Source organism: Bifidobacterium sp. ESL0728 (assembly GCF_029392015.1).
Lineage (GTDB): Bacteria > Actinomycetota > Actinomycetes > Actinomycetales > Bifidobacteriaceae > Bifidobacterium.
Map to the genome: position 1 here is coordinate 681222 of NZ_CP113925.1, position 25761 is coordinate 706982.

The 25761-nt window shown below is 55.4% G+C and carries 19 protein-coding genes, 4 tRNA genes and 1 pseudogene; 20 read left to right on the plus strand and 4 right to left on the minus strand.

The genetic code is table 11. The features are described from left to right. Nucleotides 1–15: 15 nt before the first annotated feature. From OZX67_RS02280 to OZX67_RS02315, 8 genes are all read left to right on the plus strand, one after another. Nucleotides 16–97 (plus strand) — tRNA-Tyr (locus tag OZX67_RS02280). Nucleotide 98: 1 nt separating this feature from the next. Then, nucleotides 99–170, plus strand: a tRNA-Thr gene (locus OZX67_RS02285). Between the two features lie 4 nt (nucleotides 171–174). Beyond that, a tRNA-Met gene (locus tag OZX67_RS02290) sits at nucleotides 175–248 on the plus strand. 49 nt (nucleotides 249–297) lie between these two features. Continuing rightward, nucleotides 298–468, plus strand: a complete 171-nt coding sequence (gene rpmG, locus OZX67_RS02295; RefSeq protein ID WP_277143788.1) for a 50S ribosomal protein L33 — start codon at nucleotides 298–300, stop codon at nucleotides 466–468. A gap of 182 nt (nucleotides 469–650) precedes the next feature. After that, the gene (locus OZX67_RS02300) at nucleotides 651–2201 is read left to right on the plus strand and encodes an FAD-binding protein (RefSeq protein ID WP_348519610.1); all 1551 of its coding nucleotides are present in this window, start codon (nucleotides 651–653) and stop codon (nucleotides 2199–2201) included. A 304-nt stretch (nucleotides 2202–2505) separates the two neighbouring features. After that, nucleotides 2506–4026: an amino acid permease gene (locus OZX67_RS02305; protein ID WP_277143791.1), complete on the plus strand. Its 1521-nt coding sequence runs from the start codon at nucleotides 2506–2508 to the stop codon at nucleotides 4024–4026. A 593-nt stretch (nucleotides 4027–4619) separates the two neighbouring features. Next, nucleotides 4620–4943 (plus strand): ferredoxin, encoded by a 324-nt coding sequence (gene fdxA, locus OZX67_RS02310; protein ID WP_277143793.1) that lies wholly within the window; start codon nucleotides 4620–4622, stop codon nucleotides 4941–4943. A gap of 730 nt (nucleotides 4944–5673) precedes the next feature. Further along, nucleotides 5674–6912 carry an aminotransferase class I/II-fold pyridoxal phosphate-dependent enzyme gene (locus OZX67_RS02315; protein ID WP_277143795.1) on the plus strand — a complete coding sequence of 413 codons (1239 nt, stop codon included), beginning with the start codon at nucleotides 5674–5676 and terminating at the stop codon, nucleotides 6910–6912. A gap of 138 nt (nucleotides 6913–7050) precedes the next feature. On the opposite strand, the gene OZX67_RS02320 is transcribed toward OZX67_RS02315, so the two are convergent. After that, nucleotides 7051–8034, minus strand: coding sequence for a hypothetical protein (locus tag OZX67_RS02320; protein WP_277143797.1), 984 nt, complete (start codon nucleotides 8032–8034; stop codon nucleotides 7051–7053). Nucleotides 8035–8484: 450 nt separating this feature from the next. Here OZX67_RS02320 and OZX67_RS02325 point away from each other — a divergent pair, with 450 nt between their 5' ends. Further along, nucleotides 8485–9429, plus strand: a complete 945-nt coding sequence (locus OZX67_RS02325) for a CPBP family intramembrane glutamic endopeptidase (protein ID WP_277143799.1) — start codon at nucleotides 8485–8487, stop codon at nucleotides 9427–9429. Nucleotides 9430–10340: 911 nt separating this feature from the next. Here OZX67_RS02325 and dinB read toward each other — a convergent pair. Further along, nucleotides 10341–11504: pseudogene (gene dinB, locus OZX67_RS02330) on the minus strand (DNA polymerase IV); the annotation flags it as partial. Nucleotides 11505–12027: 523 nt separating this feature from the next. Between dinB and OZX67_RS02335 the strand changes: the two are divergent. The 4 genes from OZX67_RS02335 (at nucleotide 12028) to OZX67_RS02350 (ending at nucleotide 14266) form a co-directional block, all read left to right on the plus strand. Further along, a complete protein-coding gene (locus OZX67_RS02335) occupies nucleotides 12028–12921 on the plus strand; it encodes an EamA family transporter (protein WP_348519618.1) in 894 nt (297 codons plus the stop codon). Nucleotides 12922–13212: 291 nt separating this feature from the next. Further along, a tRNA-Ser gene (locus OZX67_RS02340) sits at nucleotides 13213–13299 on the plus strand. A gap of 282 nt (nucleotides 13300–13581) precedes the next feature. Then, a complete protein-coding gene (locus OZX67_RS02345) occupies nucleotides 13582–13854 on the plus strand; it encodes a hypothetical protein (protein WP_277143802.1) in 273 nt (90 codons plus the stop codon). Beyond that, entirely contained in the window at nucleotides 13844–14266 is a 423-nt protein-coding gene (locus tag OZX67_RS02350; protein WP_277143804.1) for a PIN domain-containing protein, read from the plus strand. The genes OZX67_RS02345 and OZX67_RS02350 overlap by 11 nt, the downstream gene beginning before the upstream one ends. A gap of 112 nt (nucleotides 14267–14378) precedes the next feature. Here OZX67_RS02350 and OZX67_RS02355 read toward each other — a convergent pair whose 3' ends face one another. Beyond that, nucleotides 14379–15044: a GNAT family N-acetyltransferase gene (locus OZX67_RS02355; protein ID WP_277143806.1), complete on the minus strand. Its 666-nt coding sequence runs from the start codon at nucleotides 15042–15044 to the stop codon at nucleotides 14379–14381. Nucleotides 15045–15669: 625 nt separating this feature from the next. Between OZX67_RS02355 and OZX67_RS02360 the strand changes: the two genes are divergently transcribed. From OZX67_RS02360 to OZX67_RS02385, 6 genes are all read left to right on the plus strand, one after another. After that, a complete protein-coding gene (locus tag OZX67_RS02360; RefSeq protein ID WP_277144859.1) occupies nucleotides 15670–16272 on the plus strand; it encodes a YigZ family protein in 603 nt (200 codons plus the stop codon). Between the two features lie 508 nt (nucleotides 16273–16780). Then, nucleotides 16781–17431: an AbrB family transcriptional regulator gene (locus OZX67_RS02365; RefSeq protein WP_277144862.1), complete on the plus strand. Its 651-nt coding sequence runs from the start codon at nucleotides 16781–16783 to the stop codon at nucleotides 17429–17431. A 359-nt stretch (nucleotides 17432–17790) separates the two neighbouring features. After that, on the plus strand, nucleotides 17791–18240 hold the full coding sequence (gene rplM / locus OZX67_RS02370; protein ID WP_277143808.1) for a 50S ribosomal protein L13: 450 nt from the start codon (nucleotides 17791–17793) through the stop codon (nucleotides 18238–18240). A gap of 21 nt (nucleotides 18241–18261) precedes the next feature. Further along, nucleotides 18262–18753 (plus strand): 30S ribosomal protein S9, encoded by a 492-nt coding sequence (gene rpsI, locus OZX67_RS02375; RefSeq protein ID WP_277143810.1) that lies wholly within the window; start codon nucleotides 18262–18264, stop codon nucleotides 18751–18753. A gap of 533 nt (nucleotides 18754–19286) precedes the next feature. Continuing rightward, entirely contained in the window at nucleotides 19287–20291 is a 1005-nt protein-coding gene (locus OZX67_RS02380; protein ID WP_277143812.1) for a zinc-dependent alcohol dehydrogenase family protein, read from the plus strand. 135 nt (nucleotides 20292–20426) lie between these two features. Then, entirely contained in the window at nucleotides 20427–20822 is a 396-nt protein-coding gene (locus OZX67_RS02385) for a VOC family protein (RefSeq protein ID WP_277143814.1), read from the plus strand. Between the two features lie 319 nt (nucleotides 20823–21141). On the opposite strand, the gene OZX67_RS02390 is transcribed toward OZX67_RS02385, so the two are convergent. Then, entirely contained in the window at nucleotides 21142–22284 is a 1143-nt protein-coding gene (locus OZX67_RS02390) for an ROK family transcriptional regulator (protein WP_277143816.1), read from the minus strand. Between the two features lie 359 nt (nucleotides 22285–22643). On the opposite strand from OZX67_RS02390, the gene adhE reads away from it, so the two are divergent. After that, nucleotides 22644–25379 (plus strand): bifunctional acetaldehyde-CoA/alcohol dehydrogenase, encoded by a 2736-nt coding sequence (adhE, locus tag OZX67_RS02395; RefSeq protein ID WP_277143819.1) that lies wholly within the window; start codon nucleotides 22644–22646, stop codon nucleotides 25377–25379. Nucleotides 25380–25761 lie beyond the last annotated feature (382 nt).

The following is a 25761-nucleotide window of genomic DNA, read 5'->3' on the forward strand; positions in this document are numbered from 1 at the left end:
AAGAAGTGAGTAATTGGCGGATTTCCCAAGCGGTCAAAGGGAGCTGACTGTAAATCAGCCGCTGATAGCTTCAGTGGTTCGAATCCACTATCCGCCACGCCTCGATAGCTCAGTGGTAGAGCACTTCCTTGGTAAGGAAGAGGTCGTGAGTCCGATTCTCACCCGAGGCTCTCTGGCGGGATAGCTCAGCTGGCTAGAGCGTACGACTCATAATCGTAAGGTCAAGAGTTCGAGTCTCTTTCCCGCTACAAACTACCGACAGAAGTCGGCAAGCAACAACACGCAGAAGGTGAACCAATGGCAAGCAAAAGCGCCGCAGTCCGTCCGGGCATCACGCTGGCATGCACGGTGTGCAAGGAGCGTAACTACATTACGACCAAGAACCGTCGCAATACCCCGGATCGTCTCGAACTCAAGAAGTTCTGCCCTCGTTGCGGCAAGGAAACTGTGCATCGCGAGACTCGTTGAGTTTCAGCGTTGAGGAAGCCTGACTTCGGTCGGGCTTTTTTCATATTTAGGCGGCAAACAGTGCGGCAAAACGCTACGAAATTCAAAGATTCCGGAGCAACCGATGTCTGGGAATGACAGTTATCGGAAAACATCAGATACTTGCATACGCCTGATACGAAGGAAAGATAGGTAACGACGGCATGATGAAACGGCTGGATTCTTCAGATTCTGCGATGCCTGCATCCGCAACCCCGACTTCTGAAACGCCGACGTTGGCGCAACTGACCACTATCGGTGTGGGCGGAAGCGTCGACCGGTTCGTCGAGCCGAAAAGCGAAGGGGAATTCATCGCTGCCGTACGCGACGCCGATGCCGCGAACCTTCCGCTTTTGGTGATTGGCGGTGGGTCGAATCTGCTGGTCGGTGATGAGCCGTTTCGTGGTGTCGTTGTGCGTGACAAGAGACACGGCATTTCGGTTCTGGATGGCGTTGATGCCACCGATATTGATGCCGCTGATTCCGTGACCAACAATGTGCACTCCGAATCGGATGTCGCTGAAGGTGGCAATGTCAATGAATCTATAGCCGATACCAAAGCCATTGATAGTCTTATTGATATGGTGGAGACTTCCGATAAGGGTCTTGTCGGCACGGCGGAAACTTCCTGTACGACGGAGGCTTCCGATATCGTCGAAATCGTGGCCGACGCCGGAGCCAATTGGGACGATTTCGTTGCGTTTTGCGTTGCCTCTGGCTTCTCAGGGGTGGAAGGCCTATCGGGGGTTCCCGGCTCCGTTGGTGCCTCGGTGGTGCAGAATATCGGTGCATACGGCCAGGAAGTCGCTTCGTCCGTGTCTTCCGTACGCGTTTTCGACCGCGAAAGTGACAGGATCTGCCGGCTAGACCCCAACGATATGCATTTTGGATACCGCAGTTCTGCCCTCAAATCCAGTATGTATAGCGCTCCTGCAATGCCTGCCAGTCGTTATTTCCCGACACCTCGTTACGTGGTGCTCTCCGTGACTTTTACCCTGAAACGTAACGAAACCGGCGAGGTGGCATTCGGCCAGCTGGCCAAGGCGCTCGGTGTTGAAGTGGGGGAGCGGATGCCCATTGCGGCGATTCGCGAGGCCGTGCTGAAGGTTCGTGCCTTAAAAGGTATGCTGGAAGATCCCAGCAGATATGCCTCGCGGTGGATGCAAGGTTGCAAGGATGAGCACAATCTTGCCAAAGCCGTAGGAACGGACAAGCAGACGGAACTGGGGGGCAACAGCAAGTCTGATATGCGCAATATGTTGAATGCGCAAAGTATGCCGGATGGTCACGGTTCGGCTGAAGTATCGGCCGTTCAGGATGATGCCGATGTGAAAGGCAGGGCGGAGTCCAAGCCGAATTTCGACAGGCACAGCTGTGGAAGTTTCTTTATGAACCCAATACTTGGCCAGCAGCAGGCGGCCAAGTTGCCCGTTGATGCCCCGCGATTTGCAGCGACGCTGCCCGACGGCAAACCCGGGGTCAAAACCTCTGCCGCCTGGCTGATCGACCATGCCGGTTTCCACAAGGGCTACAAGGTAAGTCCTGACGCCAAAGCCGGACTTTCGACCCTCCACACGCTGGCATTGACCAATCGCGGCGGCGCCCAGGCCAGCGATATCTCCGAGCTTGCACGAGCCGTCCAAAACGGTGTGGAGGCCGAATTCGGCATCCGTCTGGTGCCAGAGCCGGTGGTCGTCGGCATTGATTTGCGCTGAAACGGAGTCGGTTGCGTTCACAGTCCGCCGCAAGGTCTCTCCTGGCGTTTTGGTTTGGATTTGCGCTGAAACGGATTGGTTGCCTCTCGCTGTTTGCAACGAATTTGCTGTCCTGCTGAATACGGATGGATAATAGAAAATATCATAATGTATCAATTTCGATAATGATTAACGGATAAAAATTTTGTTTTCGTCTAATAAAATGTCCGATATATGGGTCGGGTAACACTTTCGTCACGTTATATTCCTATGGTGAGGAAAGGTTTTTAGACGACCGAGAAGTATACGAAGGGTCGAAAGTCGAATGGAACTGTTCAGGACGAAATCGGTGGAGCAAGCGCTGGCTGAGACAGCTACCGGCGATCGCAAGCTGGTGCGCAATTTGGGCGCGTGGGATCTGGCAGTCATGGGTGTGGCCGTCGCCGTGGGCGCGGGCATCTTCTCCATCGGCGCGCAGGCCGCCGCCTTCCACGCCGGTCCTGCGGCCATTTTGAGCTTCCTGATCGCCGGGATTATCTGCGGGGCCGCGGTGATGTGCTATGCGGAATTTGCCTCGATGATTCCTGCAGCCGGTTCCGCCTATACGTTCACTTACACGACCGTGGGCGAGTTGGTGGCCTGGGTGATCGGCTGGGATCTGATTCTCGAGATGCTGATGGCCGGTTCCGTGGTTTCCAAATACTGGAGCGTCTATCTCAACGATTTCCTGCGCTTGATGGGCTTCAATTCCAGCACGGAGATTCATCTTGGCTGGTTCACCTTCGATTGGGCACCGATTATTGTCGTCGCGTTCTTCACGGTTCTTCTGGTGCTTGGCACGAAAATCGGCGCTCGCGTTGACGGCGCATTCACGATCCTCAAAATCGGCATCGTCGTCTTCGTGGTCATCGTCGGCTTCTTCTATATCAAGATGTCCAACTACACCCCGTTTGTCCCGCCGTCCGAACCAGCCAGCAAAGTGCTGGGGCCGGCTTCCGGCGGGGCAATGACCCAGCCGCTGCTGCAATGGGTCACCGGCCAGCAACCCACCGTTTACGGCGTTTCCGGCATCATTTCCGGCGCGGCTCTGGTGTTCTTCTCGTTCCTGGGCTTCGACGTGGTGGCCACGGCCAGCGAGGAAGCCAAGAACCCGAAGCGCAACGTGCCGCTGGGCATCGGCATCGGCATGCTCATGGTCATCGTGATGTACATGCTCGTCGCCATCGTCACCACCGGCATGGTCTCCTACAAGGATCTGGCCAAGGCCAAGGACCCGTCGCTTGCCACCGGTTTCGAGCTTGCGGGCGCGACCTGGGCCGCCAAGATCATCTCCTTCGCCATCGTCATCGGCCTGACCACAGTGGTCATGGTGCTGCTGCTCGGCCTGACCCGCGTGGTCTTCGCGATGAGCCGTGACGGCCTGTTGCCGCGCGGTCTCTCCAAGGTGGGCAAGCGCGGCACTCCTGCCAAGTTGCAGATTGCCGTGGGCGTGCTCGTCGCCATCGTCTCATCCTGCTTCAACGTTTCGATTCTGGCCGATATGGTCAATATCGGCACGCTTTCGGCCTTCACGTTGGTCGCGATTTCCATCCCCATCATGCGCAAGAAGCGTCCCGACCTGCCTCGCTCCTTCAAGATTCCCGGCAACCCGTGGGTGCCGATTTTGATCGCCGTCGCCAACCTCTGGCTCATGCTCAACCTCACGGTTCTGACGTGGATCCGTTTCGTGGTCTGGCTTTTGATCGGTTTCTGCATCTACTTCGGCTATTCCTACCGCCATTCGCTACTTGGCACGGGCGAACTTGACGCGGACGTGGAAGCGGTCAGAGAGGAAAAGGAAGATTAAGGAGAAATCCGAGGAAAATCTGGACTTGGCCGGTTTGACGGAAGAGAATACCGAAAGCCGGCGGGCTTAGACTGTTTATATCTGTGTGCGATGTATTTCGGCACAATGTACAGGTTCGCGAAAACCCGGATGGCAAGGAAAATCCTCGGTGGATCTCATTTCGGTATCGAAACCGGAGCTGGCGCCAAACGTTGCGTTTTGGTACCGCTTACGTATTTCAGGGTTATAGGCCACAAGGAATTGGCTTAACGATATCTTGTCGGGTGTTGGATGGCGTCTTCTGATTGTCCTGATCGTCGATAAAGTCGGCATGTTGTTTTCTGCGCTTTTCTCGACATTCAGTGCATCCGGTCCCGGCTTCCATGCGCACTTTTGAATCTTTGCGAGGAGGTCGGATTGCCTCCGATTTTTCCTCGTTGAAAAATAGCAGCATGAAACGCTTACTCCCACGAGGCCAAACCCCGGGTATAACCGACTCTATCTGGCCTATAACCCGTATTTCACCTTGTGTCTATCGTGTCGGCCGTGGCCCTCACCCGTCGTTGCTCCATCGTAGGCTAATACTACTTGAAGCTTGTAAGGAGGCCTCTTCAATGGCTTATGTGATTGCTCAGCCCTGCATCGACGTCAAAGACAAGGCGTGCGTCGACGAATGCCCGGTCGACTGCATCTACGAAGGCAACCGTACACTCTACATCAACCCAAACGAGTGCGTGGATTGCGGAGCCTGCGAGCCCGTGTGCCCCACTGAGGCGATTTTCTACGAGGATGACGTTCCCGAGGAATGGGCCTGGTATAAAGACGCTGCCGTCACCTACTTCAACGACATCGGCGATTTGGGCGGCGCACAGGCCGCCGGCCCGTCCGGCAAGGACGAGGCTCGCATTGCCGCGCTTCCCCCGCAGAATCAGGACTGATTCTTTAGGTTTTCGCAATTAAACAACCCGCGTGTCTTCAGCTTTTATATGGCAAGATGCGCGGGTTTGTTTTTGGTTCAGTTTTATAACCCTGCGTGTCTTCATCCTTCAGCCATGAAGCCACGGGTTTAGGTTATAGGCCAGATGGTATGTCTAAAATCAGCCCTGAAGGACTGAGCGAGTAGCAAAAGATGCGGTTCGAATCTCTTTGTTATGATCTTAAACGGTTTTTATGCCACTCGGCAGAATACTTTGAAGCCTGTTTTGGACAAGCATTTTGGCCGCTATCCCCGGGATTTGTTCTATCGGTATATGCACTTCTTGGGTTGGTCAGCACCGCGTGCGCTTCTATCGTTTTCCCTTTTCATGGAGTTGGCCACAACAATTCGGTATTACGCTTCATGTGTAGGGCCATGAGAAGCGGCAAGCAGTTGCGTCGTAACGGTTCTGATCCAGTAGCCTGCATGTTTTTCGACTGGTTTCAGGCTTGACGAGAAATACGCCCAAACGCTTGCCAGCCCAGACGAAGCAATGACTATGCCTCTCGATAACCATATGCAATACGTATTCTTCGGTTATTGTTTGATGCTTATTCTTACTGAGCCGTGAGTTGTCTGAAAGGCCAGCGACTGGGGAAGCGCCGCATATTACATGTCGCTTTGGCATTGCTGCCAGTATCATCGCTAGTAGATATTTTTCTTTGGTTGAAACGACGCGAAGGGCGGCGGAAATGGGTTTTTACAGGTTTGATTCTCCCTACGATTGGAATCGCGTCACGCCTTATAAGGAGACGGCCAAGAACGCCGCCGGCGGTATGATCGACCTTTCCGTCGGTTCGCCGGTCGACCCGGTGCCGGCCAGCGTGCAGCAGGCGCTCGCCGATTCCGCGGATGCTCCCAATGCCCATGGCTATCCCACCGTTGCCGGAACCGAGGACTTGCGCAAAGCCGTGCAGGAGTGGTTCAGCGCCAAGCGTGGCGTCGATTTTGGGGCGATTGGCGCCGATTTCGTGCCTACGGTCGGTTCCAAGGAAGCCGTGGCGTTGATGGCGTCGCTGCTGCATTTCGGCCCGGGCGACGTCATCGTGCAACCCGAAGTGTCATACCCCACTTACGATATCGGTACGCAACTGGCCGGTGCCAAGACCTACAAGGCCGCCGACATCGCCGACGTCGATTCGTGGCGTCGCGTTCCCGGGGTCAAGGCGGTCTGGGTGAATTCCCCGAGCAACCCGACCGGCGAGGTGCTTTCGGCCTCCCAACTTCACGGCATTGTCGCTGCGGCCCGTGAAATCGGTGCCGTGGTCCTCTCCGACGAATGTTATGGCTTGCTCACGTGGGCTGATAATAGTGATGGAAATGATGCATCTAATGGTGCCAATGTTGAAGCTGGTAACGGCCAATCCGCGAAGCGTTCAAATGATGGATTGCCTGAAAATGTCGGGAAGACTGCCGTCATTGAGCCTTCTCCTGCTCCTTGCATGCTGCAACCCGACGTTTGCGACGGCAGTGCCAAGGATATTCTCGTGCTCTATTCGCTGAGCAAGCAGTCCAACATGGCCGGCTATCGTACCGCACTCATCGCTGGCGACCCCGAACTCGTCCGCCCGATGACGGTCTACCGCAAGCAGATCGGCGAGATTATTCCCGGCCCGGTTCAGGCCGCGATGGCCGCTGGATTACGCGATTCCGATGCGGTAAGTGCCCAGCATGCCCGCTATTCCAAGCGGCTGCGCGAGCTGGTCGACGGCCTGCGTGCGTACGGCTACGATGCCTACATGCCGCAAGGCGCGCTCTACGTTTGGGTTCGCGCGAAAAGCAACGATTGCTGGCAGGACATGGCGGATTTGGCGCGTCTCGGCATCATCGCCAGCCCCGGCGAGTTCTACGGCGCCCCCACCTACCTGCGTTTCTCCGCCACCGCCACCGATGCCTCGATCGCCGAGGTCGTCTCCCGTCTCCGTGGCTGAGGCCAGCTCCTTCTGCCCGAGATGCGATGAAAATCAGTGTTTTACCCTATAAATCCTGATTTTCATCGCATGTTCAATTGAACATGCGAGCATACTCACGATTCCATGCTTGATTCAGTGATTTTCCTCGCATGCCCGTTACTGGTGAGCAAGTGGTCTCGCGCGTGGTAACCCTGCTGCGCTCAGTTTTTCCACCAACGGCACGCGTTGCATCGCCTCGTTGAAATCGATTCTGACAATTTTCCTGATTGGTGTTTTGGTGAGTAAAAGGTTTTCCCGTTCCTTTTCTTCATGCACGACTTCACGGATGCTGCGTTGATTTGTCATCATAGGGTTTACGTACTTGTCCATCCCATCGAATTCAACCGCTATCAGCTCTTTTCCGGTCAAGTTGTAAAGCATGTCTACTCGGTAAATCCGAACTGTGCCGTCTGAAACGGGAATCCGAAACTCGCGTTGTAATTCGGGCTTGCCGAATCCCTCTTCAATCATGATGGCCCGGCATATTGATTCTCCGCCGTTTTCACTTTTCGGATCCGTATAGTTGAGCAAATGTGCGACTTTCCTGTCAAAACGATGTGATTTCTCGCTTATGGCTCGGATATCTTGTTCACAGGTCAGTTGCTTTCTCAACGCTGAATCGAACATCGGCAGCACCTCGTGAAATTTGTATCGCATGGCGCAATCGCAAAGCGCCTGTGGCACAGATGTCATGGAAATATTGGTCTGCCGGTACTTTGAGAAATTCTCCGTATGTACGTATTGAACGCCTTTTGGCGAAAACGCGCCGGAAAGTTTGTCAGTGGCAAGAAACACCTTTGCGTCGTTGTGCAACCAGTATGGATGTTCCACCCTGTATGCGCTGATGACACTGATGGCGGCGAAGACCCAATCCGGGTGCCATTCATGCAAGCCTCTAAGCGTCCACAGATATTGTTCGTTGGCATCAAGGCTTTCCCAAATCGCCGTCCGTGCATAAAGTCCTTGTCGTGCTCGCGTGACTTCACCGGATTTGACAAGCATGCTGAGTGTTTGTTGCTCGTTATGCTTACTCGTGTGCAAGCAGCAATGTCGTGCTTCCGCTTCGGTCAGCCGTGCCAGTATGCGTGGATTGATTTTCATAATCCTACGTTACGGTGCACTATGGGGGCGATGTCAACTCAATCGGGGTTATGTGGTCGAATGATACCCCCTTTCACGCTTGTCCGGGCGTTTTGTGGATAAGTCACATTGAAGCGCCACCCAATGTGCCCAACATTGTGGATAATCATCTGACGGGTGCTTGTCGTGGCATTCTGCCGGATAGTTCATGTCATGAACCTGCGATGAAAATCAGGGTTTTGCGCCCGGAATCCTGATTTTGCACGCATGTTCGATTGAACATGCGATAGAAATCATGAAAATGCTCAGGAAATCTTGATTTTCCTCGCGAGTTCAATCGTGTCGATGGACGACGTGATGGTGACGGATGCAAATCATGATGCCTTGCGTATGGGGTTTAGTGGCACCGGTGAGTTCGCCGAGTTATCCTTGTAAACCATGCACATCAGTCAGCGAATACGAACCAGTGATTTGCTCACGGAAGATCATCCTGAGCGCTTACAAAACGAGAAGACGGGAACGGCCGAACCTCGAGGGCTGAATCCGCTGCTGCGTGGGCTCGCTTTTTTGGGTGTGTTTGTCCTGTTGGAGATCGTTGCTTCCATGATCATTGCCGTGGGGCGCGTTGTGGCGACCGGCAATTTGAAAATCTTCGAGACTGATGACATTCATTCTCTTGTAACGCTTTTTGATATGCTGGCTGAAGTCGTGTCCGCGATTATCGGCTATCTGGTCGTCGTTTACGGCATGGAGTACCGTTCCCATCCGTTTGAGTTTCGGCTTGGCAGGTGGAAAGGGCTGATGGTTGGCATCGTCATAGGCTTTGTGGCGATTGGTCTTTGCGTAGGCGTTCTTGCGATTACCGGCAACTACAGGATCGTCGGGCTCAACACCCATTACAATCCATGGATTGATATCATCTCCATGGGCATCTGTGCCGGCGTGGCCGAGGAGATCATGATGCGTGGCATGCTGCTTCGTCTGGTCGAGGAGTGGCTTGGCTCTTGGGGCGCGCTCGCGGTTTCGGCGCTGGTATTCGGGTTGATACACCTGACCAATCAGGACGGCTCGCTGTGGGGCGGGCTGGCCATCGCCATCGAAGACGGGATTCTTGCTGCGGCACTGTATTTTGTCACTCGTTCGTTGTGGGTGTGCATCGGTGAGCATGCGATGTGGAACGTCGCCGAGGGTCCTATTTTCGGATCCATCGTTTCCGGCAACGGCAAGCAGGATTCGTGGCTTGTGGCTCAATGGTCTGGGCCCGACATCCTCACCGGTGGCAGTTTCGGCCTCGAAGCCAGTATCGTCCCGGTGATTCTGATGGGTGCTGCCGGCATTGCGCTGATGGTCTATGCTCATCGTAAGGGTATGTTGGTTCAACCGGTGTGGGTGCGTAGACGCATGGAGAATCGTTGAAGATGCGATGAAAATCAGTGTTTTGCCTGTGAAATCCTGATTTCCATCGCATGTTCAATTGAACATGCGAGCATACTCACGATTGCGGGCTTAATTCGCTGATTTTCCTCGCATGTTCGATTGAACATGACCGTATGCAGTTGGGCTGGGCTCTGTAGCCGGAAATCTTTCGCTTAGGACTCAGGCTTGCTGTTGTTGGCGATTTGCTTGGCCTTCCAGTCGGTGTGATCCAGACCGAGGGTGGCGGCGCCCGTTCCGTAGCGCTCGCGGACGGCGTCCAGCACGGTTTCGGCGGTGCGGATGCGTTCTGCGCGCTCTTTCCGGTTTTCGGAAGGTTCGACATCGCTGTGCGTCTGCGCGTTCCCTGTTGGTTGAGGATTCCCATCCTGTCGACCGATGGTTGTGTGCGCACTTGTGTCGTGAATCTTCTTCAGTGACTCGTTGGCTTCGTTATGATTGTTGTGCTCAGCGTTGCCGGTATTGCAAACGTTATGCGTATTGCGTGCGTTGCCGGTATTGCCGGCGTTATGAGTATTGCGTGCGTTGGCAATGTTGCCGGCGTTGTTGCGCTTGCCGCCTCCATCGCTCTGATTGCTGCCATCGGCATTGACGTTGTCGCTATCGCTGCTGTGGTTTGCAGCGGGACTGTTGACTGCAACAGGGCCGTCGCCTGCAGCGGGACTGTCGTTTGCAGCAGGACCGTTGTTGGTAATGGGGCCGTCGCCTGCAACGCTGCTGTTGACTGCAGTGGGGTTGTTGACTAAAGCGTGGCCGTTGTTCGCAACAGGGCCGCTGCCTGCAGCGGGACTGTCGTTTGCAGCAGGACCGTCGTTTGTAATGGTGCCGTCACCTGCAGCGGGGCCGTTGCCGCTGTTGCTTTGCCCGCTCCTATTGCCAGCCCCGGAATCGCCGTCCAGCAAATCGTCAATCGTCAGCTGCACGGGGGTGGAGCCTTTGGCACTCAGCGAGCTTGCGCTGACACCGGTAAGCCGAATCTCACGCGGCAGGGGAGTGTCGTCGCCCGCGTCGGCCGGCATTTTGAGCATGGCTTTCAGCAGTGCGACGGATTCGGGGTACATCGTCGCAGCGGTGTCGATAGGCCGTTCGAGCGTGTGCGATTTGGTGGAATAGCTCAGGTCGGCAAACCGCAGCTTTACCGTCACCGTCCGCGCCACCAAACGCTTCTGCCGCAAGGCGTGCGTCACTTCGTTGCTGCAATGGTGCAGCAGTTCGCGCACCTCTTCAAAATTGCGCGTGTCCTGCTCAAAGGTGATTTCCGCGCCGATGGACTTTTCCGGCGCGTGCGTGACGATGGGCCGTTCGTCCTGTCCGCGGGCCGCAAGGAACAGATTGTGCGCGGTGATTTTCGAATGTGTCGCCAGCAGCAGCGCCGGTTCGTCCATCTTGGCGAGGTCGGCCACGGTTTTGACGCCCCATTCGTTAAGCCGCTTTTCCAGCGACGGCCCGATGCCGGGGATTCCGCGCAACGGCATCATCTGCACGAACTCGGCGTGCCGTGCCTTCGGAATCAGCAGCATCCCGTCCGGTTTGGCGTTGGTGGAAGCCATCTTCGCCACGAGTTTGTTCGCCGCGATGCCCACCGAGCAGGTGATGCCGAATTGCGTCGTCACCTGCGCTCGAATCCACGCACCGATGGTGCTCGGTGACTTCCAGCGCAACAGCGCGCTCGAAACGTCCATATAGCCTTCGTCGACCGAGACCTGCTCGATCTGGTCGGTGACCTGCCGGAACACGTTGTCGAAAATCTTCTTCGACATTTCTCGGTAATACGGCATGTCGACATTGACATACGCGCCGCCCGGACAAAGCTGCTTCGCCCGAGCCATCGGCATCGCCGAGTTGACCCCGTATCTGCGCGCCTCGTAATTGGCCGCCGACACCACGCTGCGAGGCCCCTCCCAGCCGATAATGACAGGATGGCCGCGCAGCTGTGGCTTCCGTGCGATTTCCAGCGAGGCGTAGAAGGCGTCCATGTCGATATGCAGCACTGTGCAACCGGTCTCGTCGTGACCCCAGTCGCGTTTAGCGGCGGCGTTCCTTGGTGCTGTGCTCATGCCCCCATTCTAATTGCCGGCTTGCATCGTTCTTGCCGATTGTGAAAACTGAAATTCGTTAAAACACTAGATAACGGCAATCCGTAATTCCAGCCCGTATGAATGGCAGGAGAGTCCAGACCGAGGCCGTTTTATAGATTATCGACAAATGTCCAATTATCAGCTAAGTCAGGACTGTTCCTTCAACAAATTCCATTGGAGTTTGGCATACGTTGGGAACATATAAACTGCGTGGAAATTCTCCGATATGTTCGAAATATCAATTTCAGATCAAGTTGTTTCGTTATTATTTATCCTCTTACCGTTTTCTCTTACGGTTGTCGTTGTTTATTATGTCACGTTGCAAAAAAGCACTTCGATTACTGGTCATTGTGGTGTAATTTAGATGATTATGCCGTCGTCTTCTTCATCATCTTCTCCTTCGCCTCAAAGCGCGCCTGAAAAGCCGCGTTCCGCACGTATCGAGCCACGAGGTTCACGTTTGGATGCCATATTCAATCGGGTTCCGGTAGTCCTTATCATCATGGGCGAAGGTTTGATGATTTACTTGGCCACTTCTGTCGCCAAGCTTGCATTTACCCAGCTCGACCCGTTGCTTGCGGCATGGTACCGCATCGGTTTCGGGGCTGTTCTCATGATGATTTGGCGTCGACCATTTTCGAAGGTGAAACGTGCCGGCCTGCCCCATACTTCGCGTGATTGGTGGATTGTCGCGCTCGCGGGTATTTCCGTGATGCTTATGAACACGCTGTTTTACTTGGGCATGAGCAACATGGACATCGGCATCGCGGTTTCGATAGAATTCATCGGCCCACTCGGTGTCGCCGTTTTGACCGGCCACAGCTGGCGCGAACGCCTTGGCATCATTCTCGCGGCAGGCGGCGTGGTGCTTTTGGCCGGCGTGTCGTTCGCAAACCCTGCCAAATACCCGCATTTCATGATCGGCCTTATCGCCATCCTCATCGACGGCGTGATGTGGGGCTGCTATATCGTCTTCGGTCGCATGGTCGCCCAGCGCTCGAATCCACTCGATTCGCTGGCGTTGAGTATGTTCATCGGCTGGCTGATTCAGTCCGTTTTCCTCGCTGTTCCGGCGGTTAAAGGGGTTATCAGCCCCAAGCCGGGCGCGACGTGGGCGCGCAGCGAATTCGGTTCGTTGAAGCTGCTAGGCGTGATGTTCTTCGTTTCGGTTTTCGCCTCATTCGTTCCTTATATCATTGACCAGGTTATTATGCGCCGCATCTCTTCCGCGCGTTATTCGGTCATCCAGGCGATCAACCCGGTGATGGCCCTGCTGGTTGGCTTGATTATCGGTGAGATTCCGACCGCTGGCGATTTGGCCGGCGTCGCACTGGTCATCATCGCTGTGGTGGTTACGTTCTCCGGTCATCGTCAGCCTGATCCGGAAACGATGTAAAGCCGGGATGTCATATATCCTTCTGATTTTTCCTATTGTCGTTGTCAGCTTCGAAAACGATGGAAAAGTTGAATACTGTATGTCGTTCTAATCGTCCCACTCGTCGTAGCCGGGTCTGGAAACGATGCAAAATGCTAGGAAGCCCTATGCGTCGTAGGCTAGGCCTTTGCCCTTGTCAGATTCGGAATGGGTGTTGAAGCGATTGGGACACGAGCGAGATTCGGAGTGGCGTGCGTCGTCGGATACTGTTATAGTATTCAAATGTTGCGCTCGCGTATGCGTTCGCAGCTCGGAGCTGTGCCTGAGTGGCCGATAGGGGCACCCTGCTAAGGTGTTAACTGCGCAAGCGGTTCGAGAGTTCGAATCTCTCCGGCTCCGCGAATAGGGCTTCCGGGGTTTTCCTTGGAAGCCTTTTCCATGCGGTTCCCCTGCAATTGCAAGGGTTTCCGGCTTTCCGTGAAATACGGCGTTGTTGTCAGTATAACCCATAAATGGCTAGGAATACTCATAGTTAGGCTACGTTTTAGGGTACGCGTCTGGCCGGAAGGATCAGTGCAGAATCCCGGCAATGCTCATGCTGTTGGCAAAGCTACAGAGCGAGATCGGCGAAGTCGGTTAGCATTTGCTACAGTGGGGATACATAAAGAAAGGTGGCGGTCGATGACGACGATGGTTTTCGATTCAGCGCAATTCCGTAAGGCCGACACTGAGGCGCGCCGTCAAGGGGCGACGATTCAGGAACTTATCAAGCAGCTTGTCGCGGATTATGCGAAAAGGACTGAACGTGAATCCCGGCAGACAAGTGTTACGGCCAAATCCGACGCGCTGATGAGCGAATACCGTGACATGCTCAGCCAAGTACCGTTGGGTACGGAATTGGCGTCGATGAGCGACGAGGACGTCCGAAGGGACTACGAGAACCGTGAAATGTAAGGCATTTCTCGACACCAATATCCTGCTGGATATCGCAGTGCCCGACAGGCCTATGCATGAAGCGGCGGTGGAACTTTGCAATGCCGTTGCCTCGGGTTCGATTGAAGCCGCCATATGTGCGGGTAGCCTGAAGGATTTCTACTATGTCTCGCGTCACGGCATCGGTGACGATGCGGCGAGAAGGCGTTGGATTCGCTGGCTGATGGCCATGTTCGAAGTGGAAGGGCTTGACAGTCTGATTTGCGATGGGGCTGAACGCTCGGATGAACCGGACTTCGAGGATGGCATCATTCGTGCTTGTGCCGAACGTTGGCACGCTGACTATATCGTGAGCCGCGATGTCGCCGCCTTTGCTCGTTCCTCTGTTCCGCGGGTGGATACCGCCCAGTTGCTGGACAGGCTGTATTCATAACTCGTGTATGGATGCACGTTGGCGTGTTGTTGCTCTTAATTTCGTCTGAACCGCGTTGGCTACAGCCCCACTGAATAGGGTTGCGGCAGCCGCAGCAAACCCTATTGCGCTTTCAGCGAGATGGGTCTTGCTTGCCGGCTTCTTCCTCCCGTCGTTCCCACTCCTCCCTCGTGATTACCCGCAAAATGGCGTCATAGCTGCGGTCAATAAGCGGGAAGTAGTCGCTGTCCTTGCGGCACACCGCTTGCATGCCGCAGTGCTCCATCACCTTGCCGGAAGCGGGGTTTTCGACGTAGTGCCCGCCCCACACGGCATTGCAGCCGAGGTCTACGAACGCGTGCCGGATCATCGCCTGCAGCGCCTCGGTCATCAGGCCCTGCCCCCAGAACGGCCGGCCGATCCAGTAGCCGAGCACCCGGTCGCCGTCATAGTGGGCGAGTGCCCGTTCCATCGCGGCTTCGTCGACGCCTTCGAACAAACTATGAGCGTCAATGGCCTCTTGTACGAATTCGCCGGCATGGTCGCCCGGCTCGGCTTTCTTAAGCTCGATGGCCCCGATTGGCTCGTCGTCGCCGCCACGCCGCGTAATGGCATAGTTCTCATCGCCCGTGAAGACGTTATCAAGGGTGTTCATGCTTTCCTCGACGTTGCGATGCGGCATCCACCCGCAGCGAATCCCGATTTCGGGGTCACAAGCGTAACGGAAAAGGGATTCGGCCTCGTGCCGGTCGCCGTGTTTCCAAGGTCTCAGAACGAGTCGTTCGGTGGTGATTTGCATAGCATTATTGTAAACGGCAAGCGCGAGGTTGGAATGGCCGGGATGTCGCTTGCTTTGGGAATATGCGATGTAAGCGGCAAATGCGACGGTTGGAATGGCCGGGATGTCGCCGGCCTTGGAAGCGTTTCATTTTAAGCGGTAAAGTGGCGAAGCGGCGAAGCGGTAGTCACGTAAGCCGCCGTGGGCGGTCGCGGAAGTTGGGGAGGGGGAAGCGTGGCATTGAAAAGCGCTGGAAGGTTTCGCTGGCAGGTTTCATGGGAATTGAAAGATTCCGCTGGTGCCTCGGGTTGTATGGGGAGCTGAGGTACACCCTTGTCCTCTGCTCCTTAGTCGGCCAGTCTAGCAGACGTTTTGCCCGAAGCGGTTCAAAATCCATGGTTTGATATTTTGGATTAGAAACTTTCACATTTGAATTATCGGAATCGGATATGCATTTAACGGCATAAACGGCGGAAATCTGCGGTTTCGGAAACCAGTAGTGGCTCGTAGTCAGGCAACCAAGAAATTTTGACATTGTGCCCGAGCCTAAAAGTACAGTGGAATTATTGGTACATTTTCATTTCGAGGAACCGGAGGGGCATCGGTGGGCAGCGAACGCAACGACATCATTGACGGGTTTTCCACGATTGCCAACTCCGCCAGCGCGCCCGCAGAGGATTCGTTCATCGAGAAGAAGTCCGAATTCATCGGCGACGCCTGCCATATCGAGACCTTGGACGAGGCACTCGCGTTTGTGCAATCCGTGCGAGAGAAGCATCCGAAAGCCCGCCACGTCGCCTTTGCGGCCATTCTCGGTGCGGCTGAAGGCTCGGCCAGGGAACGGATGAGCGACGACGGGGAACCAAGCGGTACAGCGGGCAAGCCTATTCTCGACGTCATCCGCATGGGCAAACTCACCGATTGCGTCATCACCGTCACCCGTTATTTCGGCGGTATTCTGCTTGGCTCAGGCGGTTTGATCCGCGCTTATTCCACAGCTGCGTCGATGGCGGTGAAGGCGGCGGATATTAAGCGGATCGTGCCGATGCAGCATTACCGCGTCGTGCTGGAATACCCGTGGCTGGGCCGTTTCGAGCAGTTGCTTGCACAGGCCGGCGGCAAGGAAGAGACCAAGGATTTCACCGACCGCGTTGCCATGAGTTTTACTCTTCCTTCGGTAAACGCCGACGATTTCGAGTCACGTGTCCGCGAGGCGTTCAACGCTCAGGCAAGGTTGTTGCGTCTCTGACGTTGGGTTGCAGTAGCAGCGAAGCGAATTCAATGCATTTTTATTGTTGTCTTTTGCGGTTGCTTGATATTGAATATCAGGAATGTCGTAATTTCGGGGATTTAAGAATGTCGACTTTTACTGGGGCGGCAGGGAAGACTTTGATTTCGGTTTTTGGCCTTTTCTGCTGCGCTTTATGGTATTGATGTGTGAGCATTCCGATTGTCACGTTCAATCTTGTAGACGCATTTTGTCTCAATCGTGATTCTCAGGCTCGCGTTAAGCTGGAACCATGAGCGAAATGGATCAGGACGATATGAGTCAAGGGATGGGCGAACCGCCGGTTGACGAGGCTTCTCTTGGTGGGGCAGAGCCTTCGGAACAGTCAGATATGGCCGGCGGCGACGAAGAACAGCAATTCTCCGACGAGCGAGACGACGATTTTGACGATGCCTCGGATGATTTCGATGATGCCAACGATGATGATGACGGTTCATCGGATTCGGATGATTACAGTTCTGGTGAGAGTCTGAATTCCAACGATTCTGATGATTCCGCCGATTCCGGCGGCGACGATGACACTGGTGACGGTAATTTCGAGCCGCTGACCGACACTTACGAGGAACTCCGGCATACGGAGGATTCCGCCGAACTGAGCGCCGCCGCGCGCAAGCCGTTGCCTCCCAAAGCCAACCAGGCTGCCTTCTCCCGTGCCACGGCACTGCTTGAGGCAGTGGCTGGCAACCAGCATACTCCGCTCGAAGATCGCATTTTCCTGGCCGAGACCATGCCGTTCCCGAACATTCTGGTCAAGCTTTCCGAGGACGGCAACGATGACGTCCGCAAGGCCGTCGCAGCCAATACCGCTGACAAGAACTGGCTGGTCGGCAGGCTCACCAAAGACAAGGTGGGCAAGGTGCGCGAAGCCGCGCTGCGTAACCCGCAGACCTCATGGAAGATGCGTCTTGAGGGTGCACAGAACCCCGAAACCACTGCCGATACGCTCGATTTCCTGAGCAAACTAGGGGTTGAATCCGAGCCGGACGCCCCCACGATTCTTTCGGCAATGGTTCGTCGCGCTGTGGCGCTCAACCCGAACTGTTCGCAGGCCACTCTGGCCAGACTCGCCGAAGACGCTTCGACCGACGTCCAGCACGCCGCCGCAAGCCGGATGGGCTGAGGGACTTGTGCCAGCAACAAGACAATCCTGTTAGTTTTCGTACGTTTTGAGGCGATAAAGTGTACGTTTTCTAGCAGGATTGTCTTGTTGCTCGCATAATCCGAGGCGGGAGAGTCCACATGAGTCTCCGCTTCGTAGCATGCATTGCCATACGACTACCGGCGATTTCGCCGCGTTGCGATTAGTCAGGGGCTTAGGTACAATGGTGAGTTGTTGTGTTTCCCTAGAGGGGTCCTTCAAAGCGCTTTCCCACTCGCACTAGGACTTTCAGGGAGCCCACGGATAAAGCGGTCGGAAAGGCATCATCGTAAGGTTTTGCCGATTTGGCCGGGAACACAATATAAAGAAAAGGTACACTCGTGAAAACTTTCACACCGAAGCCAGCTGATCTGACTCACGACTGGTACATCATTGACGCCACCGACGTGGTGCTGGGCAAGCTTGCAACCAGGGCAGCGCTTTTGCTGCGCGGCAAGAACAAGCCGACCTTTGCTCCGAACGCCGATTTGGGCGATCACGTGATCATCATCAACGCCGAAAAGATTGCGTTGACTGGCAAGAAGATGGACAAGGTGCTCTATGCGCACTCCGGTCGTCCCGGCGGCCTTCGCGCCGACAGCTACGCCGATTTGCTCAAGCGCAATCCTGAGCGGATCGTCCGCGAGGCGGTCAAGGGCATGATGCCGAAGAACCGTTTGTCCAAAGTTGAACTCGATCGTCTCCACGTCTTCGCTGGTCCCGATCACCCGCACACCCCGCAGAAGCCCCAGCCGGTTGAGATCGCTGCGGTTTCGCAGCAGGCCAAGTGAACCGAGAGGAGATAACGAATCATGGCTGAAAATACCAATAACTCCGCGGTTCAAGAGACCGAAGAGGAACTTACTTCATTCACAACTGAAACCAACGCTGGTGCTGGCACCGGTGCTTCCACCATCGCCCCGGGCTACGGCACGGGCCGCCGCAAGGAAGCCATCGCCCGCGTGCGTCTGGTTCCGGGCTCCGGCAAGTGGACCATCAACGGCCGCACCTTGGAGGAGTTCTTCCCCTCCCGTCTGCAGCAGCGTGAGGTCAACTCCCCGATCGTTCTGCTGAAGCTTGAGAACAAGTTCGATGTCATCGTCCTCGTTGAGGGCGGCGGCACCACCGGTCAGGCCGGCGCCATCCGCCTCGGCGTGGCCCGCGCTCTGAACGCCATCGACCGCGACGCCAACCGCGCTACGTTGAAGAAGGCCGGCTTCCTCACCCGCGACGCCCGCGTCGTGGAGCGCAAGAAGGCAGGTCTGCACAAGGCACGTCGTGCGCCTCAGTTCTCGAAGCGTTGATTTTCGCTTTCAAAACTGTTTCAAATCCCTCCCAGCCGTTCGGTTGCGGAGGGATTTTTGTATTTGGCCGAGTCGTAAGCGTCGTTTCCGTCTAAGTCGCAGGGTTAATCACGTTTTCAGGCAGTTTTGTGATTTTCTCTGTAGGTTTTCCGGTTTACAAAGTTAATCACGTTTTCGGTCAGTTTCTTGTGATTTTCTCTGCAGATTGTACGTATGTGCGGAATTAATCACGTTTTGAGGTTGGTTTTCGTGATTTCCTCTGTAGGTTTTTCGGATGTGCAGGGTTAATCACGCATGATGGTTCTTGCGTGATGTTGCTCGCAGATTTGGCGGATCGGCCAGTATTCAAGCGGGATAAGAAGACGGACAACAAACCGAAAACTTTTAGAAAGTCGATTTGCATAAGTTGTTTATACGAGATATAGTGACCTTGTTGCGGCCCTAAGCCGATGTCGACTTTTCGTTGAGAATCAGCGCAGAACTCAGTGGCGGTCGGTCGCAAAACCAGCAATAAAGCTTGGAAAGGAACAGCGATGAAGGCTCTTGTATTAACCGGTGTGAAGCAATTCGAGATTGAGGATCGGCCTACGCCAGCGCTCAAAGCAGGCGAAGTCCTGATCAATACCGCGTATGCGGGCGTATGCGGCACCGACCACGATCTCTACGCCGGCCGTCCGGGTTCGGCTCCAGCCGTGCCGCCAATTGTGCTGGGGCACGAGAATTCCGGCGTGGTCGAGGCCATCGGTGAGGGCGTCACCAACGTCAAAACGGGCGACCGCGTGGCCGTCGACCCTAACATCTACTGCGGCCAGTGCGAATATTGCCTGACCCAGCGTCCTGAGCTTTGCGATACCCTGAGCGCTGTCGGCGTTACCCGTGACGGTGGTTTGGAAGAGCAATTTACCGCTCCGGCAACCGTTACTTACAAACTTCCGGACAATGTCAGCCTCAAGGATGCCGCGACCATCGAGCCGATTTCCTGCGCGGTGCACGGAGTCGATCTGCTCGATATTCATCCCTATCAGAAGGCGCTGGTGATCGGCGACGGATTCATGGGCCAGCTCTTCGTGCAGATACTGCAGGCTTACGGCGTCCACCAGGTCGATCTGGCGGGGCTCTTCGACGAAAAGCTCGAGCTCAACCAGCGGCTGTTCAATGTCAAGAACATCTACAACACCAACAATGTCGCGATTCCGGAGAACGAATACGACATTGTCGTCGAGGCCGTCGGTCTTCCTCAGACGCAGCATAGCTCGGTTCTGGCCACCAAGAAGGGTGCTCAGGTCCTGATGTTCGGCGTCGGCCCGCAGGAAGCGAGCTTCGAGATGAATACGTATGACATCTACAAGAAGCAGCTGCGGATTCAAGGTTCTTTCATCAACCCGCTGACTTTCAAGAGCGCTATCAGCCTGCTGGAAAGCGGCAAGGTCGACGTCGAACCGCTGATCAGCCATGAGTTTGAGCTTGAGGATGTGCAGGACTTCCTCGACGGCAAGATCGAGGGCGTCTCGAAGGCCGTAGTCAAGGTTGGCAAGTAGATTTCGCCATAACAACGCTTGGCAGATTGATTGGCAAACTCATCATCCGATTCGCTTGCGACCTGTCGAACCGATAGTTCAGCGAACGCAGGGTTTGGTAAGCTTGCTGCCAACAAACTACAAAGGAGTTTCAATATGAAGCCAATGTCTGATTTCACAACGGATTTCCAGCATTCCGGCATGCCCGCCAAGGATCTGGACGAGACCATCGAGTTCTACACCAAGAAGCTCGGTTTCGAGCTCGCCGGCCTCTTCCCGAACGGCAAGAACCGTTGCGCGTTCCTGCGTTACGGACATCTGACCATCGAAACCTGGGAAGGTGATCCGGTGGCGATGAAGGACGGCGCCATCAACCACTGGGCGCTGGATACCCCGGATATCGAGGCCGCGTTCGAGAATGCCAAGGCGCTCGGACTTGAGCTGAAAGACAAGGAGATCCAGTCCATCCCTACTTTCTGGAAGAACGGCATCCGTTACTTCAACATCTACGGTCCGAACCGCGAGACCATCGAGTTCTGCCAGATCGTCTGAGTTCATCTGAGATTATTTGACTACTGACGGACGAGGATACGAGAAAATCAGTGGGATTACTGTAAACGCTGGTTTTCTTGCATCCTCGTTTTATGTTGCAGAGTTAATCACGGGAAAGCTCAGGAAGTGTGATTATCTCTGTGAATGTGGTTGGGTGCGGGGTTAATTACCGAAATCGGCTTGAAATCGTGATTAACTCTGCATTGTACGCAAGTTGCGGAGTTGATCACGAAAATAAACTCTGAACGCGGATTCTCGAGTAATGCAATAGGCAGATAGCTCGTTTGGCAGGAATCGTTACGAGCAGATTCGCAGTCGTCTATTCGCAAATACTGCTGACGTACGGATCGATATAGTGCAGCGCCGCACCCACGATCTCCTGTTCCTGCCCGCAGATGCTTTTGCGGATCTGGTATGTATCGGATTGGAAGGTATTGAGGCTATCGCACTTGGTCTTGAGCCTGGCGAAATCCTCCGCGGTGAGATATTGCGTCACCGCGCCGCCGATAATGATGTCGCAGGCGAGAACGTTGCGCACATTGTTGATGGTCTGCGCCAGATAGCCGAGCCATGAATCGAAACGTGCACCGGTTTTTTCGTCTCCCGCGCGTACGCTGGCGAAGAACGTATCTAGACTTTGTTTGCCGGTGTCTTTGTCGTCACCTGTCAGGAATTCGGTGGAGCAGTAAGGGTCCATGCAGCCCTTGTTGCCGCAGTAGCAGGGCAGTCCGCCGGGCACGAGCGTCATATGTTCGATGGTGCCGTTGCGCCGGTTGGGTCCGAGGCTGATCGAGCCGTCGACGATGATGGCGCCGCCGGGGCGTCGCCCCAGATAAAGGCATATCGCGTCGTGAATGCTCTTGTCGAACCACAACTCGGCCGACGCCGATGCCATGGAATCGTGGATCAGTGCACATTTGAGTCCTGTTGCTTTCTCAAGCGCCGTGAGCTCAAGGCCGGTGTCGTTCATGATGTTGCCGTAAATGACTTCACTGCCGTCTTCGGAGATAAGGCCTTTGATGGCGAATGCCGCGCCCAGGACGTGCGATCCTTTGCCTTCGAGGCTTGCGGCGAACCGTGAGATTTTTTGGCCGATGTTTGCAATGGATTTCGGATTGGCGGAAAAGGTAATGTCATGGTGTTCTTCGGCGATGACGTTGCCTTTGAGATCCACCGCGCAAAGCGTCACCTGATTGCTCGCCGTCCCCACGCCGATGGCGCAACGTGTCTGAGGTTGAAAAACGTAGGTGCGGGCTCTGCGCCCGCCCGTCGAATCGAGGGTCTGGCCTTTGGCGATCAGCCCGCTTTGTTCAAGGGCGCGAAGATTCTGGCTGATGGTGGGCAGGCTCAGCCCCAGCGTTTGCTGCAGGTCCTGTTTGGTCACGCCGTGGTGGGTATAGATATGCGCCGTAACCGCGTGCAGATTCTGCGCTTTGATTGACGCTGTGGTTGCCTTAGGCATGGCCGCCTCCTCGTGTTTATTTTACATTTGACAATGAAATTGACAAAAGTGGGCACCGGCGGAGCCCATTTTGGATTATCGCAACGTGTTTTCCATACAACCGTTAGCGTTAACGAAAATCTTGTCTGTTACGTATGCGATGTTCGCTTTTGTGCGGGTGAACAGAACAGAGCGGTTTTACGCACAAAAAGCAAGCAGATTTGTGCGTTTATAGCAGGCAAAGCAAACATAATATGCGCTCTAAAGCCTCAAGCTAAAACATAACAGAAAACGTAGCGTTGTCCCGTTATATTGTGACTTGAATCACATTGCAGAGGCGATGTGTGACGCGAACATGACTGCAAATAGAAAGGGGAGTCATGACTCAACAATCTAAGAACGCCGGGACTTCGCCCGCTACCAAAACTTCAACGAAAACAGCAACAGCCGAAAAGCCGGACGTCAAGCGCGAGGTGGATCAGCTGGTCGCCCGCGGCGTCGAGGCGCTGAACCAATTCGAAAAACTCAATCAGGAGCAGGTCGACCGCATCGTCGCGAAGGCGTCGGTCGCCGCGCTCAACAAGCACTTGGTGCTGGCCGATATGGCCGTGCGTGAGACCGGCCGCGGCCTGGTGGAAGACAAAGCCACCAAGAACATCTTCGCCTGCGAGCACGTCACCCATTACCTGGCCGGGCAGAAGACGGTCGGCATTATCCGCGAGGACGATGTGATGGGCATAGACGAGGTGGCGGAGCCGGTCGGCGTGGTCGCCGGCGTCACCCCGGTCACCAACCCGACGTCCACTACGATTTTCAAGTCGCTGATAGCGCTCAAGACCCGTTGCCCGATTATCTTCGGCTTCCACCCGTTCGCCCAGAAATGCTCGGCCGAGGCCGCACGTATTGTCCGCGATGCCGCAGTGGTCGCCGGGGCCCCGAAAGACTGCATCCAGTGGATCGAGCATCCTTCCACGCAAGCCACGGGCGCGTTGATGACCCACCCGGATATCGCCACGATCCTTGCCACCGGCGGCCCCGGCATGGTCAAGGCCGCCTATTCCTCCGGTAAGCCAGCCCTCGGTGTGGGTGCCGGCAATGCTCCCGCATACGTTGACGCGAACGTCGATGTCAAGCGTGTAGCCAACGATTTGGTACTTTCCAAGCACTTCGATTATGGCATGATCTGCGCCACCGAGCAGGGCATCATCGCCCATACCGACGTCTACGACCAGCTTGCCGGCGAACTGAAACGCCGTAAGGCATATTTCGTCAATGCCGATGAGAAGGCCAAGCTTGAGCAGTACATGTTCGGCTGCACCGCATATTCGGGTGGCAAACCGAAGCTCAATTCCGTCGTACCCGGCAAATCCCCGCAGTATATCGCGCGAGAGGCCGGTTTCACCGTCCCCGACGATGCCACCATTCTCGTGGCTGAATGCAAGGAAGTGGGGGAGCGGGATCCGCTGACGCTCGAAAAGCTTTGCCCGGTCCACGCCATGCTGCGTTTCGAGACGGAAGAACAGGGCCTTGAGATGTGCGAAGGCATGCTCAAATTCGGCGCCGGCCACACCGCCGTCATTCATTCCAACGACCATGACCTCGTTCGTCGTTACGGTTTGCGCATGCATGCCTGCCGCATCATCTGGAACCAGCCTTCCGCACTCGGCGGCATCGGCGACATCTACAACGCCGTCGCCCCGTCCCTGACGCTCGGCTGCGGCTCCTACGGCGGCAATTCCGTCTCCGGCAACGTCCAGGCCGTCAATCTCTTGAACATCAAGCGCATCGCTCGAAGGAACAATAACATGCAATGGTTCAAAGTCCCGCCGAAGACCTATTTCGAGCCGAACGCCATTCGTTATCTGCGTGATATGTACCATATCCGCCGCGTGGTCATCGTCTGTGACAAGGTCATGGAGCAGCTCGGCGTGGTCGACAAGGTCATCGACCAGCTGCGCAGCCGGCCTGAGCCCGTTACGTTCCGTACCATCGATTACATCGAACCGGAACCGTCCGTCGAGACCGTCGAGCGGGGCGCGGCCATGATGCGCGACGAATTCCGCCCCGACACCATCATCGCGGTGGGCGGTGGCTCGCCGATGGACGCGGCCAAGATCATGTGGCTCTTGTACGAGCACCCGGAAATCTCCTTCGACGACGTGCGCGAGAAGTTCTTCGATATCCGCAAGCGCGCCTTCCGCATCCCGCCGCTGGGAAGCAAGGCCAAGCTGGTTTGTATCCCGACGTCTTCCGGCACCGGTTCCGAGGTCACGCCTTTCGCCGTGATCACTGACCACAAGACCGGCTACAAGTACCCGATCACCGATTATGCGCTGACCCCGTCCGTCGCCATCGTCGACCCGGTGCTCGCCCGCACCCAGCCGAAGACGCTGGCCAGCAACACCGGTTTCGACGCACTGACGCACTGCATGGAATCCTACGTCTCCGTCTACGCCAACGATTTCACCGATGGCATGGCCCTGCACGCGGCCAAGCTCATCTGGGATAACCTCGAGATCTCGGTGTGTGCCGAGTCGGGCGAGGCGAAGAAAGAAGCCCAGGAGAAGATGCACAACGCCGGTACGATGGCCGGTATGGCGTTCGGTTCCGCGTTCCTTGGGATGTGCCACGGCATGGCCCACACCATCGGTGCCCTGTGCGATGTGGCCCATGGCCATACCAACGCGATCCTCCTGCCTTACGTCATCCGTTACAACGGCTCGATTCCGCAGGAACCGACGAGCTGGCCGAAGTACGATAAGTACGTTGCACCGGAACGTTATCAGGAATTCGCCCGCGTACTCGGCGTCGACCCGGGCAAAACCCCCGAGGAAGGCGTGGAGAACCTTGCGCTCGCGGTGGAGGATTACCGCGACAACAAGCTCGGCATGGATTCCAGCTTCCAGCAGTGCGGTGTGGGCGAGGAGTATTTCTGGAGCATCCTCGACCAGATTGGCATGCGCGCCTATGAGGACCAGTGCACTCCCGCGAACCCCCGTATCCCGCAGATCGAGGATATGAAGGACATCGCCATCGCCGCCTACTACGGCGTCTCCCAGGCCGAGGGCCACGCCCGTCGCCAGGAGCACGAGGCCGCGATTGCCGATCCTGAGTAACAGCAATTAAAAGCTAACAGCTTAAAAGGTAATTATGATTATGCCTGCCGTTTCTTGATGGTGGGCATAATTCGTATATAAAGCGATATTTGTATAGTTTCTTGTTCCTGTCTTTGCTATTTTTAATCGTTTATTTTCAAAAAATCTGAATTGCTCCGATAAAATGAAAACTACACGAAAGTAATATGCAAAGTAGCCGAAAAGTAAGCAATGGCAACGACACGCCCGAATTTTTCTAGTAGCCCCCGAATGCTTTAATAGAACAGTTGCCTGTTTTGGGCTCGCAAATTGTAAGAAAAAGAGCGAGTGCAGTCCGGTGCCGTCCTCTCGAAGGCGCTGTAGTGCTGCACACTGATGTGGTCAAGACCACGGGATTTTCCCG